Source organism: Streptomyces sp. MGP-P1 (assembly GCF_057766565.1).
Genome location: NZ_JBYMEM010000007.1, coordinates 166,888 through 179,383 on the forward strand (window position 1 = coordinate 166,888; position 12,496 = coordinate 179,383).

The 12,496-nt window shown below is 69.5% G+C and carries 15 protein-coding genes; 8 read left to right on the plus strand and 7 right to left on the minus strand.

What is annotated here, in order from left to right:
* Window positions 1-14: 14 nt before the first annotated feature.
* The 3 genes from AC3CH1_RS22515 to AC3CH1_RS22525 all read right to left on the minus strand — a co-directional run bounded on the left by AC3CH1_RS22515 (window position 15) and on the right by AC3CH1_RS22525 (window position 2,340).
* Entirely contained in the window at window positions 15-677 is a 663-nt protein-coding gene (locus AC3CH1_RS22515) for a tyrosine-type recombinase/integrase (protein ID WP_488464586.1), read from the minus strand.
* 458 nt (window positions 678-1,135) lie between these two features.
* The gene (locus AC3CH1_RS22520) at window positions 1,136-1,765 is read right to left on the minus strand and encodes a class I SAM-dependent methyltransferase (RefSeq protein WP_488464587.1); all 630 of its coding nucleotides are present in this window, start codon (window positions 1,763-1,765) and stop codon (window positions 1,136-1,138) included.
* A gap of 74 nt (window positions 1,766-1,839) precedes the next feature.
* Window positions 1,840-2,340, minus strand: a complete 501-nt coding sequence (locus AC3CH1_RS22525; protein ID WP_488464588.1) for a glycine-rich domain-containing protein — start codon at window positions 2,338-2,340, stop codon at window positions 1,840-1,842.
* Window positions 2,341-2,661: 321 nt separating this feature from the next.
* Between AC3CH1_RS22525 and AC3CH1_RS22530 the strand changes: the two genes are divergently transcribed.
* Complete coding sequence (locus AC3CH1_RS22530) at window positions 2,662-3,435, plus strand: helix-turn-helix domain-containing protein (protein ID WP_488464589.1); 774 nt, start codon at window positions 2,662-2,664, stop codon at window positions 3,433-3,435.
* A gap of 262 nt (window positions 3,436-3,697) precedes the next feature.
* On the opposite strand, the gene AC3CH1_RS22535 is transcribed toward AC3CH1_RS22530, so the two are convergent.
* Window positions 3,698-4,276: a maltokinase N-terminal cap-like domain-containing protein gene (locus AC3CH1_RS22535; protein ID WP_488464590.1), complete on the minus strand. Its 579-nt coding sequence runs from the start codon at window positions 4,274-4,276 to the stop codon at window positions 3,698-3,700.
* Between the two features lie 112 nt (window positions 4,277-4,388).
* On the opposite strand from AC3CH1_RS22535, the gene AC3CH1_RS22540 reads away from it, so the two are divergent.
* Window positions 4,389-4,913 carry a P-loop nucleotide/nucleoside kinase family protein gene (locus tag AC3CH1_RS22540; RefSeq protein ID WP_488464591.1) on the plus strand — a complete coding sequence of 175 codons (525 nt, stop codon included), beginning with the start codon at window positions 4,389-4,391 and terminating at the stop codon, window positions 4,911-4,913.
* A 64-nt stretch (window positions 4,914-4,977) separates the two neighbouring features.
* Here AC3CH1_RS22540 and AC3CH1_RS22545 read toward each other — a convergent pair whose 3' ends face one another.
* The gene (locus AC3CH1_RS22545) at window positions 4,978-5,550 is read right to left on the minus strand and encodes a dihydrofolate reductase family protein (RefSeq protein ID WP_488464592.1); all 573 of its coding nucleotides are present in this window, start codon (window positions 5,548-5,550) and stop codon (window positions 4,978-4,980) included.
* 194 nt (window positions 5,551-5,744) lie between these two features.
* Between AC3CH1_RS22545 and AC3CH1_RS22550 the strand changes: the two genes are divergently transcribed.
* Together AC3CH1_RS22550 and AC3CH1_RS22555 are read left to right on the plus strand one after the other, a co-directional pair.
* Window positions 5,745-6,215, plus strand: coding sequence for a hypothetical protein (locus tag AC3CH1_RS22550; RefSeq protein ID WP_488464593.1), 471 nt, complete (start codon window positions 5,745-5,747; stop codon window positions 6,213-6,215).
* On the plus strand, window positions 6,212-7,039 hold the full coding sequence (locus AC3CH1_RS22555) for a class I SAM-dependent methyltransferase (RefSeq protein ID WP_488464594.1): 828 nt from the start codon (window positions 6,212-6,214) through the stop codon (window positions 7,037-7,039). Before AC3CH1_RS22550 ends, AC3CH1_RS22555 begins: the two co-directional genes overlap by 4 nt.
* Window positions 7,040-7,108: 69 nt before the next feature.
* Here AC3CH1_RS22555 and AC3CH1_RS22560 read toward each other — a convergent pair whose 3' ends face one another.
* A complete protein-coding gene (locus tag AC3CH1_RS22560; RefSeq protein WP_488464595.1) occupies window positions 7,109-8,074 on the minus strand; it encodes an alpha/beta hydrolase family protein in 966 nt (321 codons plus the stop codon).
* A 103-nt stretch (window positions 8,075-8,177) separates the two neighbouring features.
* Here AC3CH1_RS22560 and AC3CH1_RS22565 point away from each other — a divergent pair, with 103 nt between their 5' ends.
* Window positions 8,178-8,747, plus strand: coding sequence for a TetR/AcrR family transcriptional regulator (locus AC3CH1_RS22565; protein WP_488464596.1), 570 nt, complete (start codon window positions 8,178-8,180; stop codon window positions 8,745-8,747).
* Between the two features lie 48 nt (window positions 8,748-8,795).
* Here the strand turns inward: AC3CH1_RS22565 and AC3CH1_RS22570 are convergent, their stop codons facing one another.
* A complete protein-coding gene (locus tag AC3CH1_RS22570) occupies window positions 8,796-9,746 on the minus strand; it encodes a hypothetical protein (RefSeq protein ID WP_488464597.1) in 951 nt (316 codons plus the stop codon).
* Between the two features lie 382 nt (window positions 9,747-10,128).
* On the opposite strand from AC3CH1_RS22570, the gene AC3CH1_RS22575 reads away from it, so the two are divergent.
* The 3 genes from AC3CH1_RS22575 (at window position 10,129) to AC3CH1_RS22585 (ending at window position 12,477) form a co-directional block, all read left to right on the plus strand.
* Complete coding sequence (locus AC3CH1_RS22575) at window positions 10,129-10,989, plus strand: helix-turn-helix domain-containing protein (protein WP_488464598.1); 861 nt, start codon at window positions 10,129-10,131, stop codon at window positions 10,987-10,989.
* Window positions 10,986-11,282 carry a DUF397 domain-containing protein gene (locus AC3CH1_RS22580; protein WP_488464599.1) on the plus strand — a complete coding sequence of 99 codons (297 nt, stop codon included), beginning with the start codon at window positions 10,986-10,988 and terminating at the stop codon, window positions 11,280-11,282. Before AC3CH1_RS22575 ends, AC3CH1_RS22580 begins: the two co-directional genes overlap by 4 nt.
* A gap of 148 nt (window positions 11,283-11,430) precedes the next feature.
* Window positions 11,431-12,477: a DUF5954 family protein gene (locus AC3CH1_RS22585; RefSeq protein ID WP_488464600.1), complete on the plus strand. Its 1,047-nt coding sequence runs from the start codon at window positions 11,431-11,433 to the stop codon at window positions 12,475-12,477.
* The last annotated feature ends 19 nt before the right edge of the window (window positions 12,478-12,496 follow it).

Here is a 12,496-nt window from a genome sequence, read left to right on the forward strand (position 1 = left end):
CGGCCACGTCGTTCTCAGGGACGCCCGCATAGAGCAGCCGGGACGCGTAGGACCTCGGCCTGGAAGTCGATCTGATCGCGTGAGACCGCCATGGCCTCGCCGATCCGGAGACCGCATCCCGCCATGAGCCAGAGCATCGCCCGATACCGGGGCGGGGCCCCGTTCAGCATGGCCAGCACTTCCCGAGTCGTCAGCCGCCGGGCGTTGCTCTTGTGCTCGCGTACTTCCTTGGCGCGGCTGCCTGCGTGCCTGATCTTCTTGCACGGATTGCGCCCGATGATCTCGTTGACTACGGCCCAATCCATCATCCCGGAGAAGAACGAGAACCGCTGCCGCCGGGTCCGGGCCGACAGCTTCCGGTCCTGGTCCATCCACAGCAACCATTGTTCGATGTCTGCGACCTTCAAGGACACGATGGAGCGAGCTTTGAAGAACGGTTCCAGGGTCGTTTTCTGAATCGAGCGGTACTGCTTCTTGGTGCTGTTATCCAACTTCCTTTGATTGGCCCACTGTTCCCGGACCGCTGTAACGGGCTGCCTGCCCAACCTGTCGTCCAGGTAGGTCCCGGCGTCTAGCTCCTGCTCCTTGTTCGCATTACCGAGGGGGCCACGTCTCCGAAGGCGAACCGTCAGCCCCTCAGCCTTGAGGACAAGGTCCGGGCCCGCATCGAACTGCACGGAGGCAGGGCCACGTCCTCACAGGTACTCCCGTACGTGGGAGCCACCGCCGGTGAGGTCAAGGTGCTTCCCGGCATCACGGTGACCGTGGAACGGTCGGGGAAGACAGGCCGACCCTCCACCGTCTTCACACTCGACGACGGCAGTTCCGCTCACGCTGTGCCCCAGCCGGCCAGCGCGGACCGTAAGCAGAACCGATGCGACGTTTCCCGTAGCCCTCTGTCGCGGCCGGCTGACCCGGAGCGTGATGAGAAGCGCGCCACGGTCGTACTGATCGACACTTACAGAACAGCACCGAAGCAGTCACCGGAGCCGATGCCAGTGAAGCAGCCGGAACCGGCCAGAGGTTTCCATACCTTCCACGCGCTCCTCTGATCACCCGAACAAAGCAAATGAACGCCCATGCCGAGAATGGCAGGGGCGTTCATTCGTTGGTCAGTGTTGCCGTACGCGCGCGGTCAGCGTGCCAGCGCGCGTACGAGCATCGTGCCCACGGTCCTGTCCTGCGGCGGATCGATAAGCGATGCTGACACTGCCGTGAATCCGTGGCTTGTGAGCAGACGCTCCCATGCGTCGAGGCTGTGATTGTGCCGCAACCCTGCCCCGCCTGGTTTTACGTCTTGGATTCCGGCGGGGAGGTGGGAGAACGCGAGAGTGCCGCCCGAAAACATGCGTGATCGGATCAGCGGTAGCAGGGTTCGCGGATCGACGAACCACACGGCACCAAAGATTGAGAGCACGACGTCAAACGTCTCGTCCGTCTCGGTCAAAAATGCCGTCACCTCTGCGGTGCGAAACTCAAGACCGGCCAGGCCAGCCCAACGCTCCTTCGCGACCGTTGCGCGGGCAGGTGCAACGTCCACTCCCAAGCCCGTCGCACCGAGCGTGACCAGGTGCGCCAGGTTGCTCCCGCTGCCTGAGCCGAGTTCCAGCACCCGACGTCCGGCGACGGATCCTAGAACGCTCTCGTTCGGTCCGTGATCGGCGTACTGAGTCCAGTTCAGCCACGTCGTATCGCCCGTGGCGTTCACTGCCCTGCGCGGCTTGCTTCCGACCGCGTATTTGTCCCAGGACTCAGCCAATGACATGCGGTGATCCTTTCCAGCAGAAGGGGCCTACTCCCAACGTACGGGGTAGGCCCCAACTCAACGGCTATGCAGTTCTACTTGGGTGAGTCGTGGCACCCGGCGTGGCACTGGTTGCAGTCGGCTGCACTCTCGATGCCCCACAGGTCGGGGTCGATCTCGAACCCGGCCGCCTTGATCGCCTTGATCGTCTGCTCCAGGACCAGCGGGCCGCCGGTCCTGGAGTCGTGCCCGTCCCGCGTCGCCTCGTCGTCGCTGAGACATTGGACCCCGGCCCTCGTTCCCGGAAGCTCGGGAACGTGGTGGATGTACCGGCCGAAGTGCCGGTTGGTGAAGTGGTGATAGGGGATCGAGTCGAGCATGAACGAGTGCCACGCCTCGTCCACCTGCTCGGACGGACCCATGAGAAGGTCCGGGTTCTCGCCGCACGTGACCAGGTAGGCGATGGCCTGCCCGAACTTGGCCTCCGCGAGTTCGCGGGTGTTCTCCGGGTTCCGGAGGAGGAGGGTAACCTCCCGCTCCCACACCTCCGGCGTGACGTACGTCTTCGGGTCGCTGATCACTACTGCCGTACTCATGCTGGCCTACCTCCACGTAGTTGGATGTCCGACGTGCTCCGTTCATGCCGCCCGCCTCTGCACCTCGGGTACAGGCACGGGGGCATAACGCCAGTCGCGAGGGGCGCTCCGCCCTCACCCTCGTACAGGGTTCGCGACTCGGTCTGCGTACCGTCGGCTCTCACCTTGTAGGCGCTGATGCGGATGGACATGTCGACCATGCTCCGGATTAACCTCGACCATTGCGGCGACGTTCGAGACGACCCTCCGGCGTCATCTCGACGTCGTTCCGAGGGCGTCAAACCGGTGTCATTGAAGGTCCCGCGTCGCTAGCCTCGGACCATGACGACTACGGCCGAGCGCGAGCGAGTTCCCAACGACGTCCTGGCCTCCGTACGCAAGTCGATGAATCTCAGCCAAGACGAGTTCGCCCAGGGATTACGTGGGGTGGGGGAAGAGCTGGGCGAACCGAACGATGCCTCCAAGCGACTTGTGCAGCGTTGGGAGTCCGGGATGACCAGGACGTGCCGCCCGCTGTACGCGAGAGCGCTAAAACAGTTCACTGGCCGCGCTCCCGAGTCACTAGGCTTTGCGATCCCCATGACACGCGTCCACTCAGACGGCGCAGGAGGCCACGATATGGAAGCTGGGGAAGTCGGCACGACCAGTGCCGTCACAAGTCCGGAGCCGGAGACGCAGGGAGAGTACGCAGGTATCTGGCTGTCTCGGTACGAGTTCTACTCGTCCAGCCGTGACGAGACTTTCGACTGCAAGCACCATGTCGTCATCGTCCAGCACGGCAACAGGCTGACAGCTCAGAGCCTGCCCGGGGCGTCGACCAACCCGGACAGCCCCCTGTCTTTGGACCTGACCGTGGACCGGAACATCATCACAGGCACGTGGACGGAACAGACGGCGTTGGACGGCTACTACCACGGTGCCCGCTACCACGGTGCTGTTCAGCTACTGATCGAGCCGACGGGTCGCCGTATGGCAGGCAAGTGGGTGGGGTTCGGGAAGGACTTCGACGTGAACAGTGGGCCCTGGGAGCTGCGCCTACTCGACCGCTCCACCGGACGGGCCAGCGTCGAAAGGTACTCGGCTTCCCCAGCGTGAGCGCCAGTTTGGTCACGTTCCTCGTGCGTGAGAGCACCGCTTCTGGACTGATCCTGGGGGAAACCTGGGCGGCCCCCTCACTTTCAGTGTGTTGGCAGGTCAGGTCGATGTATGCCGTAGAGCACCCAGATCTACGAGGGCACGAATCAGGTTCAGCGGATCGTGATGGCGCGCAACCTGCCGTAACGCCCGCTGCCGACGGCCCCCGGCGCAGTGCCGGGGGCCTTTCGCATGGGCTTCGCCCATCGCGGAGTATCGGACGCTACCGCGGCGCGACGGCCGCCAGCTCTCCCCGTACGGCCGTCCCGTCCGGCAAGGTCCAGCCGGCGACGAGGCTTCCCTCAGACCCCTGCTCGGCTTCCGTCGCCCGCAGGACGCGGTGGATCCGGACATCGGTCCCCTGGCCGGGGCCGGGCCCGTGCACGGTGACGGTCGGGTCGGGGGTGTCGCTCACGTTCTGCTGCTGCGGCTTCGCCTCGCCGCGCAAAAGGGCGCGCAACAGCGCCAGTACCACCGGGTCGTGGGCCCCGTCGTAGATCCACCGGGTGCCGAGCACCCCGTGCTCGGAGGTGCCGATGAGCGCCTCGTCGGGGACGCCCTCCAGCGCCGCGCCGCGGTAGCCCAGCGGCACCAGATACGCCACCGGCTCCTGCCCGGCCGTGTCCGCCACGACCATGAACTCGATCCCGACCTCCCCTTCCGGATCGTCCAGACGGAACCCGCCGGCCTTGACCAGGTCCGGCGTCTTCCCGGAGCCCGCGTACCAACTCTGCTTCGGCAGCCAGCCGGAGAGCAGCTCCAGCTTGGTGGGCGTCATGGTGGTGCGGTGGATGGTTGCCATGTGGGCTCCCTGATGCGTCGTAGGTCCGGGCCCGTCCTCACGACGGGTGTGTCCGAACCTATAGAGAACGGTCGAGTCCGGCCCAGGGCTCGGCCGCGCCTAGGGTGGAGCGATGATCATCTGGCTGAACGGAACCTTCGGCGCGGGCAAGACCACCACCGCGAAGGTGGTGACCTCGCTCCTTCCGGACTCCCGGCTGTTCGACACCGAGAAGGTCGGCGAGATGCTCTGGCACGTGCTCGGCGTGCCGGAGAAGGACTTCCAGGACTTCCCGCCCTGGCGGGGCCTGGTGGTGGAGACCGCACGGCAGGTGCTCGATCACGTGGGCGGAACGCTGGTGGTCACGCAGACGGTTCTGGTCGAGTCGTACTGGCAGGAGATCCACGACGGTCTGACCCGGGCCGGCATCCCCCTGCACCACGTCCTGCTGCACACGGACCGGGACACGCTCGTCGAACGTATCGAGACCGACAGCAAGCCCGAGAGCGCCGGGGCCCGGCAGTGGCGCCTGGACCATCTGTCCGACTACGAGCGGGCCCTGCCGTGGCTCCGCCGGGAGGCCCGGGAGATCGACACGACGGGTGTCATGCCCACAGAGGTGGCGAAGACCGTCCTGCGAGGGGTGCGCGCGGGCTGACCTGACCGGCCGGGCTGGGCCCGGGTGCCCGTTCGGCAGGGCGCTGGGCGCGCCCCCGGGGGCGTCAGCGGACGACCTCGAAGACGTTCTTCTGGATGCCGTTGGCGTACGTCTCGTGCTCGACCAGCTTCAGCTTCTGCGCGTCCTTGTCCGTCGCGCTGAACAGGCGCTTGCCCGCGCCGAGCAGGAGCGGGAAGACGAGCAGGTGGTAACGGTCGATGAGGTCGGCGTCCGCGAGGTTCCGGTTCAGCTCGGTGCTGCCGTGGACGATGATCGGGCCGCCCTCGGTCTCCTTCAGAGCGGCCACCTCGTCGAGTGACCGCAGGATCGTGGTCTCGCCCCAGTCGGACACCAGGTCGCCGTCGGTCAGTTTGGTGGAGACGACGTACTTCGGCATCGCCTTGTACCCCGTGAACTCCTCCATGCCCGGCCACACGGGGCTGAACGCCTCGTAGCTCGCCCGGCCCATCAGCAGGGCGGTGGCCTCGTCCTGCTCCCGGCTCTTGAGCTCGTACGCCTCCGGCAGGAACTCCACGTCCTTGAACGTCCACCCCGAGTTCCGGTAGCCGGGCTCGCCGCCAGGGGCCTCCATGACGCCGTCGAGCGAAACGAAGGCGGTGCTGATCAGGGTGCGCATCAGATCTCCTGGCTGTGTCGTGGCCGGCCCCGGTCGGTGCCCGGCGTCGCCTCTCAGTCTTCCGGAAGTACAGACCGCGCACCCCACGAAAACTCATCGGCCTCGCACGGAACACCGGCCCTCACTGAACACCGGCTCCCCACCGAACACCGGCCCCGGCCACACCCCGGCCGCGGCCGGTAGCCTCCCTCCCCATGACCGAACTCGACCGGCTGACCGCCCTCTTCGCCGCCCTGGGGGCGGATGGCGACGCCCGCGACTGGGCCGAGTCGGAGGCCGAGGAGGGGCTGCCGCAGCTCGCCCGCTACCGCCTCCTGCGGACGGTGTGGCAGGACGTCGACGCCTGGGGCACGGCGGCCCCGCGGTGGGTCGACGCCTACCGCACCGACGGGGCGGCGGCCGACGCCGTCGACCGGGCCCTCGCGGCCGGGCTCACCCCCGAGGATCTCGGCGCGCTGGCCCGCGAAGTCGCCAGGGAGACCGCGTTCGGGGTGCTGTACGCCCTGGCGGACCCGGCGGACGGGTCGCTCCCGGCGGAGGTCGAGGCGCAGCTGCCCGGCTGGCGGCTGGCGGAGCTGAACCCGGCCGGGGCGCCGACGGGCCGCCATCTCGACGCCCTCCACGAGGACTTCGCCGAACTCGAACCGAAAGGGATCGTGCCATGACGGGTGTGACCGGGGCGGCCACCCCCTTCGACCATGCCGAGCGGCGCATCTGGTCCGGCAAGGCCGAGGCGTACGCCCGCACCTACGCCCGGCTCTGCGCCCACCCGGCGGCGGCCCTCCTCGACACCACCGGGGCCGGACCCGGCAGCCGCGTCCTCGACGTGGGCTGCGGCAGCGGCACCATCAGCGTTCTCGCCGCCGGGCGCGGTGCGACGGTGCACGCCGTCGACGCCGAGCCGGGCATGGTGGAGGCGACCCGCCGGGCGGTCCCGGAAGCCGAGGCGCGCGTGGCCCGGCTGCCCGAACTTCCCTACGCGGACGACACGTTCGACGCGGTCGTCGGCAACTTCGTGCTCAACCACGTGGGCCGCCCGCGCGAGGCGCTGAGCGAACTGCGCCGGATCGCCCGCCCCGGCGGCCGGGTCGCGGTCACCGTTTGGCGTGCTCCCGGCGCCCCCGGCCAGGCGCTGATCGGCCGCGCGGTACAGGCGGCCGGGCTCACCCGCCCCGACTGGCTCCCCGCGCTCGCCCCCGAGGACGACTTCCCCCGTACGCGCGAAGGTCTCGCCGCCCTCCTCGACGGGGCCGGGCTTCTCGGCGCGGAGTGCTCCGAGGTCGCGTGGGAGCACCGCTGTGACCCGGACACCTGGTGGGCGGGGGCGGAACGGGGGATCGGCGCGATCGGCCAGATCCTCGACAGCGGGGGAGCGGAGGGGGTGGCGGCGGCCCGGCGAACGTACGACGAGGTGTGCGCCGAATTCCTGACGGCAGACGGTCTGTTGGCGCTGCCGCACGTGGCGTTGCTGGCGCGCGGCGGAGCGTAGGAGGCGGCGCGGCATGGGCGATCAGCGGACGCGGGGGAGCGGCGGGACGGCAGCGGGCCGTCCCCCGTTTCACTTGCCGACGACGCTCCACGTGCCCTCGCCGGCCGCAGCGGCGTTGTCGAGGGCCGCCCACGCGGCGTCGTCGAGCTTGAGGGCGTCGAGGAGGTAGGCGGAGACCGCGTCGGCGACGAGGGCGACGCGGGCGGGGTCCTCGTCGGTGGTCTCGGCGACCGCCTCGCCGGCGAGGCCGCCCAGGGTGTGCTCGCCCTCGGCGATGGTGAGCAGGCTCTTCGGGGACGGGCTGAGGTGGTAGGCGTCGGTGAACCAGTCCGGCCCCCGGGTGGAGAGCTGGGACCGGTCCTTGCCGCCCGCGACGACCAGGGCCGGGGTGGTCATGGTGGAGTAGTCCGGCCTCATGAACGGAAGGTGCTCGGTCGCGAACGGGGTGAGGGTGTCGCCGGTCCCGGTCGCGGCGATCAGCGCGCCGGCCGAGACGGCGGAGTGGGAGAAGTCCTCTCCGGGAATACCGTCGGCGTCGAGCACGCGCGCGCCGAGGACCGCCCCGGCGGTCTGCGCGCCCCAGGAGTGCCCGACGACCGCGATGCGCTCACGGTCCACGCGGGTCTCCAGACCGCCGGCCCGGACGAGGATGTCGCCGAGGCCGTCGAGGACCGCGTGGAGGTCGGCGATCCGGACGCGCCAGACGGTGGCGAAGCGCGGATCGTCCCACCCGATGCCGTTGCGGCGGGAGTCCAGGTGGGTGGGTTGTACGACGACGAATCCGGCGGCCGCCCACCGGTCTACGAGGGGTTCGTATCCGTCCATGGACCAGGCGTTGCCGTGGGAGAACACGATGACGGGAAGGTTGTGGCCCGACACCGGAGCGGTGACCTTCACCTGGAGATCGAGGCCGCGGCCGGGCGCGGGAACGGGGATGGGCTTGACCGCGACGATCCGCTGATCGCGGTCGAGGTCGCGGTCGAGATCGAGGTCGCGAGCGAGGTCGAGGGCTGTGCCGATGTGGCTGGAAGGCATGGGGGACCTGTGCTTTCTCCACGGGCTCGCTCTGCCATACTTTGGCGGAGCACCGTTCCGCCAACTTAGCGGAACATTGTTCCGCGAGTAAAGGGAGGGCCTCGTGCCGGAGTCGGTCGGAGTACGCCAGGCGCAGGCGCAGCGCACCCGCGACGGTGTCCTGGCGGCCGCTGCGGCGGTCTTCGTGGACCAGGGCGTCCAGGCCCCCATCCGCGACATCGCCGAACGCGCCGGCGTCGGCGTCGGCACGATCTACCGGAACTTCCCGACCCGGGCGGACCTCGTCACCGCGGTCTACCGGCACCAGATCGACACCTGCGCCGCACTCGCGCCCCGCCTCCTGGAGGAATCAGCCTCGCCGTTCACCGCCCTGACCGGCTGGGCGGACGCTTTCGTCGAGTTCCTGGTGACGAAGCACGGCCTCGGCGCAGCCCTGGGATCCGGCGACCCGGGGCTGGAGAACCTCCACGCCCTCATGCTCGACACCCTGGTCCCGGCCTGCGCGACGCTGCTCGACGCGTGCGTCGCCGCCGAGGAGACCGCCCCGGACGTCACCGCCTACACGCTCATGCGCGCCATCGGAAACCTCTGCATCACCGGCCCCGACTACGACCGGGCCGATGCCGGGCGCATGGTCGCGACGCTCCTCGCAGGATGCCGTCGCCAGGCATAGCGGCGACGCCCGACCGCGCGCCCACCGCGTGACGGTCGGCGCGCGGGCCTACGCCGCCTCCCAGTACTGGGCCCGGCAGTCGCGGCAGTGACCGGGGGCCGGGGAGCGGAAGGCGCGGTCGCAGCCCTCGCAGGTCTGGAAAGGGGTGACGGGCGTCCGGTGGACCGGGGCCAGCTCGGCGGCTCCCGGGAGCGGCGGTGGCAGGAGCACGGTGAGGCGGTGTCTGACGATCTTCGCCGGGTACTTGGGCGGCTGCGGGAGCTCGGTCGTCAGAGCGTGGCGGATGGCATCGGGGTGCGCGCCGCGCTCCAGCCAGGCGGCAGCGCCGGGGACCAGCTCCTCGACGTCGTCCTCGGAGAGCACCAGCTCCGGCGCGTGACGCCGGAGGTCGGCGAGGAGTGCGGACGCGGCCCGGCGCAGCTCAGGGGTCAGCTCGCCGGGCTGCGGGAGCGGCCGGCGCGGGGGCTTGGACCCGATGCGCGACGGTACGCGGACCGGCGGGGGTACGTCCTCCGGTACGGGGGCGGGCTCGGGCGCGGGCTCGGGGGCGGGTGCGGGTGGGGGCATGGGCGCAGGAGCGGGGACCCCCGGCGTCACGACCGGCCCTGGCGCCTCTGCCCGGCCCCGCAGCAATGCCCCCGGCTGGTTGCAGAACACCGTGCGGGTCACCATCCGGCCGTTCGCCAGCCTCTCGCGGGTCCGGTACAGATAACCGTGTGTCTCCAACTCGCGCAGGGCGACGGCGATCGTGGTCTCGCCCTCGGCGAAGCGGGCCGTGAGCGCCTTGATGCCGACGCGGGACCCGGCGGGCAGCGACTGGATGTGAACGCCGATCCCGATCGCGGCGAGGGAGAGCTCGGCGTGCTGCGCGAGGTAGTTGCCGACGACCGTGAAGCGGCTCGCGTGCGGGATCGCGACGTGGATGACGCCGGAGGACGGCAGTGGTCCGGGAATCTCTGCCAGGGCGCGGGTGAGGGCGATATCGTGCTGGGTAGCCATGGGGAAGCGTCTCTCTTCCTTGGTGGTCAGGTCCTCGCTCGGGATTGCCGTCCCGGCGGGGGCCGTCTCATGTCTGGGGTTGTGTGTCAGCGCGAGCATATGCCTGCCAACCCGACCGAAATCCAGACCAGTTGGCGAATCTCACCCATGTGGGTGACTGACCCATCCCGCAGTTGACCACCGGGATCAGTGGGGTGGGGTTGGGTAATTTCACCTGGTTCTTTACGTAGTTGACGTCGCGGCCGACCGGGTCCCGGTGGACCACGATCCGGTCGACCCCCACCGGATCGTGGCGCGTCACGACCCGGCGTGAGCAGCGAATTCGGGTGGATTTCCGGGGATCCGTCACGCGGCCCGGCCCGCCGTCCCTACGCTGCGCACCATGGCTGACGAAGACGTGACCGAGCCCGAGCCGGACCTCGACCTGGACATCGATCCGGCCGACGATTCGAGCGCGGTGATGGCCGCCGTGGGGCGGCAGATCAGACTCTGGCGGGAAGCGGCGGGGCTGCGTGCCGCCGAGCTGGGCACGGCCATCGGCTACGGCGAGGACCTCGTCTACAAGGTCGAGGGCGGACGGCGCATCCCCAAGCCGGAGTTCCTGGACGGGACGGACCGGGTGGTAGGGGCGCGCGGCAAGATCTCCGCGATGAAGCAGGACGTGGCGGAGGCCCGGTACCCGAAGAAGGTGAAGGACCTCGCCAAGCTCGAACGGGCGGCGGTCGAGCTCGGTGCGTACGGCAATCACAACGTGCACGGGCTGCTTCAGACTGCCGAGTACGCCCGTGCGCTCTACGAGATGCGGCGGCCGGCGTTCGGGCCCGACGAGGTCGAGCGGTATGTCGCGGCACGGATGGCACGGCAGGAGATCTTCCGGCGCAAGCCGCTGACCATGCTGACCTTCGTCCAGGAGGAGGTGACGATCCGGCGACCGCTCGGTGGGCGCCCGGTGCTGCGTCGCCAGCTCGAACACCTACTGGAGCTAGGACAGTTGCGGAACGTCGAGATCCAGGTGATGCCGACCGACCGGGAGGACCACGCCGGGATGGGCGGTCAGCTCCAGCTTCTCAAGTTCAAGGACGGAACGGCGGTGGGACACTGGGAGGGGCAGTTGTTCAACCGCCTGACCTTCGACCCCAAGGAGATCCGGATCCTGGAGCAGCGGCTCGGTCTCGTCCGGGCTCAGGGTCTCACTCCCCGGGAGTCGATGGCCTTCGTCGAGAAAGTGCTGGGAGAGACATGACGCGCAACATGTCCGGGGGAGACGGCTCCGCTCTGGAGTGGTTCAAGAGCAGCTACAGCAGCAATGACGGGCCCTCGTGTGTCGAGATTGCCAGGGACCGCAGTGCCACGCTCGACTGGTTCAAGAGCAGCTACAGCAGCAACGACGGCCCCGAATGCGTCGAGGTCGCCGCCGCCCGCCGCACCGTGCACGTCCGCGACTCCAAGGACCTGGCCGGGCCGCAGCTCGGCTTCACCTCCGCCGCCTGGGCCGACTTCGTCCCGTACGCCTCCGGCGCGGAGACCGGCAGCTGAAGCGCACGCGCCACTCCGTTCGACCCGAGCGCGTTCGGCGGCCCCGGCGGGCGGCGGAACGCGCTCGGCGGCGTGAACTCCGGGCGGGACAAGCCCTTTGCGGCGGAAACCCCTGACACCGGCACACCCCCTTCGGCACACTGAGTACATGGATGCTCACCCGGAGAAATCGCCGGATCACCTCACGATCAACGTCACCCGTCGCGACGACCCGGTCTCCGAGGTCACCGAGGCGGACGCGTTCGCCTCGGTCCGCAAGTACCCGAACATCGTGGTCAGGGGGCCCCTTTTCGGGCTTGCCGAGCAGCGGCGCGGCGACCGGCCGCGCTGGCGGTTGCTGGGCGAACTGGACTGCGGCTTCCCGCAGATGGCCCGGGACGAGCTCAACTCGCTGCTGTGGTTCAGGGCGAGGGACGATACCGAGGACCCGGCCGTGCGGAGATCCCTGCTGGACGCCGTGGCGCGGCTGGAGGTCGAGGCGACCGACGAGGTGTCGGCGGACGGCGTCCGCTACCGGGTCGTGCGAGCCGACGAGTTCGCCCGGATCGGGGGCGACCGTCTGGAGCCGCCCCGGGCCACCGACCCGGACGAGGACAGCTGGGACCTGGACGCGCCCGACTCCTGCCGCACCGAGGGCTTCGTGGTCGACCACGCGGCCGCCGTCGGGCTGACCGAGGGGATCGACCGGGCCGGGCTGCTGGGGCTCTCCTACACCGCCGCCCGCTTCCCCGAGGACGTACGGGCCGACTCCAGGCGGGCGTTGACCACCCACCCCGGAGTCGTGCTCCTCCCGACGACGTTCCGGGTGGTGGAGCGGAAGGAGCTGACCTGGTCGATGGTGACCGGGCAGTACTCGACCCCCCAGGGCGCCCGTCGCGCCCTCGTCCACCACCTCACCAGGCCCGTCCCCCAACTGCCGGATCTGCCGGACATGCCGGAGCTGCCCGCCTGGATGAAGGTGGACGAGAAGGAGGCCGCCGTCCACGCGCGGGCCGCGAAGAAGTTCACCGCGCGCCGGAGGCCCAACGAACTCGTGGTGCGGGGGCGTCGGTACGAGGTGGTCCGGGTCGAGCGTGTGATGCGGATCGGGCCGGACGGGCCGGAGAAGTCGCGCCCGTCCGACGTGGACGACTACGGCCCCTCCCAGATCCACCCCCTCATGGACGAGAAGGGGAACATCACCTACGGATCGTAGGCGGCCCCGCAGACGGAGA

Bases quoted from the DNA above. Each gene is read 5' to 3' on its own strand.
- AC3CH1_RS22520 (WP_488464587.1), bottom strand. From the start codon at position 1,765: ATGTCATTGGCTGAGTCCTGGGACAAATACGCGGTCGGAAGCAAGCCG.
- AC3CH1_RS22525 (WP_488464588.1), bottom strand. From the start codon at position 2,340: ATGAGTACGGCAGTAGTGATCAGCGACCCGAAGACGTACGTCACGCCG.
- AC3CH1_RS22530 (WP_488464589.1), top strand. From the start codon at position 2,662: ATGACGACTACGGCCGAGCGCGAGCGAGTTCCCAACGACGTCCTGGCC.
- AC3CH1_RS22535 (WP_488464590.1), bottom strand. From the start codon at position 4,276: ATGGCAACCATCCACCGCACCACCATGACGCCCACCAAGCTGGAGCTG.
- AC3CH1_RS22540 (WP_488464591.1), top strand. From the start codon at position 4,389: ATGATCATCTGGCTGAACGGAACCTTCGGCGCGGGCAAGACCACCACC.
- AC3CH1_RS22545 (WP_488464592.1), bottom strand. From the start codon at position 5,550: ATGCGCACCCTGATCAGCACCGCCTTCGTTTCGCTCGACGGCGTCATG.
- AC3CH1_RS22550 (WP_488464593.1), top strand. From the start codon at position 5,745: ATGACCGAACTCGACCGGCTGACCGCCCTCTTCGCCGCCCTGGGGGCG.
- AC3CH1_RS22555 (WP_488464594.1), top strand. From the start codon at position 6,212: ATGACGGGTGTGACCGGGGCGGCCACCCCCTTCGACCATGCCGAGCGG.
- AC3CH1_RS22560 (WP_488464595.1), bottom strand. From the start codon at position 8,074: ATGCCTTCCAGCCACATCGGCACAGCCCTCGACCTCGCTCGCGACCTC.
- AC3CH1_RS22570 (WP_488464597.1), bottom strand. From the start codon at position 9,746: ATGGCTACCCAGCACGATATCGCCCTCACCCGCGCCCTGGCAGAGATT.
- AC3CH1_RS22575 (WP_488464598.1), top strand. From the start codon at position 10,129: ATGGCTGACGAAGACGTGACCGAGCCCGAGCCGGACCTCGACCTGGAC.
- AC3CH1_RS22580 (WP_488464599.1), top strand. From the start codon at position 10,986: ATGACGCGCAACATGTCCGGGGGAGACGGCTCCGCTCTGGAGTGGTTC.
- AC3CH1_RS22585 (WP_488464600.1), top strand. From the start codon at position 11,431: ATGGATGCTCACCCGGAGAAATCGCCGGATCACCTCACGATCAACGTC.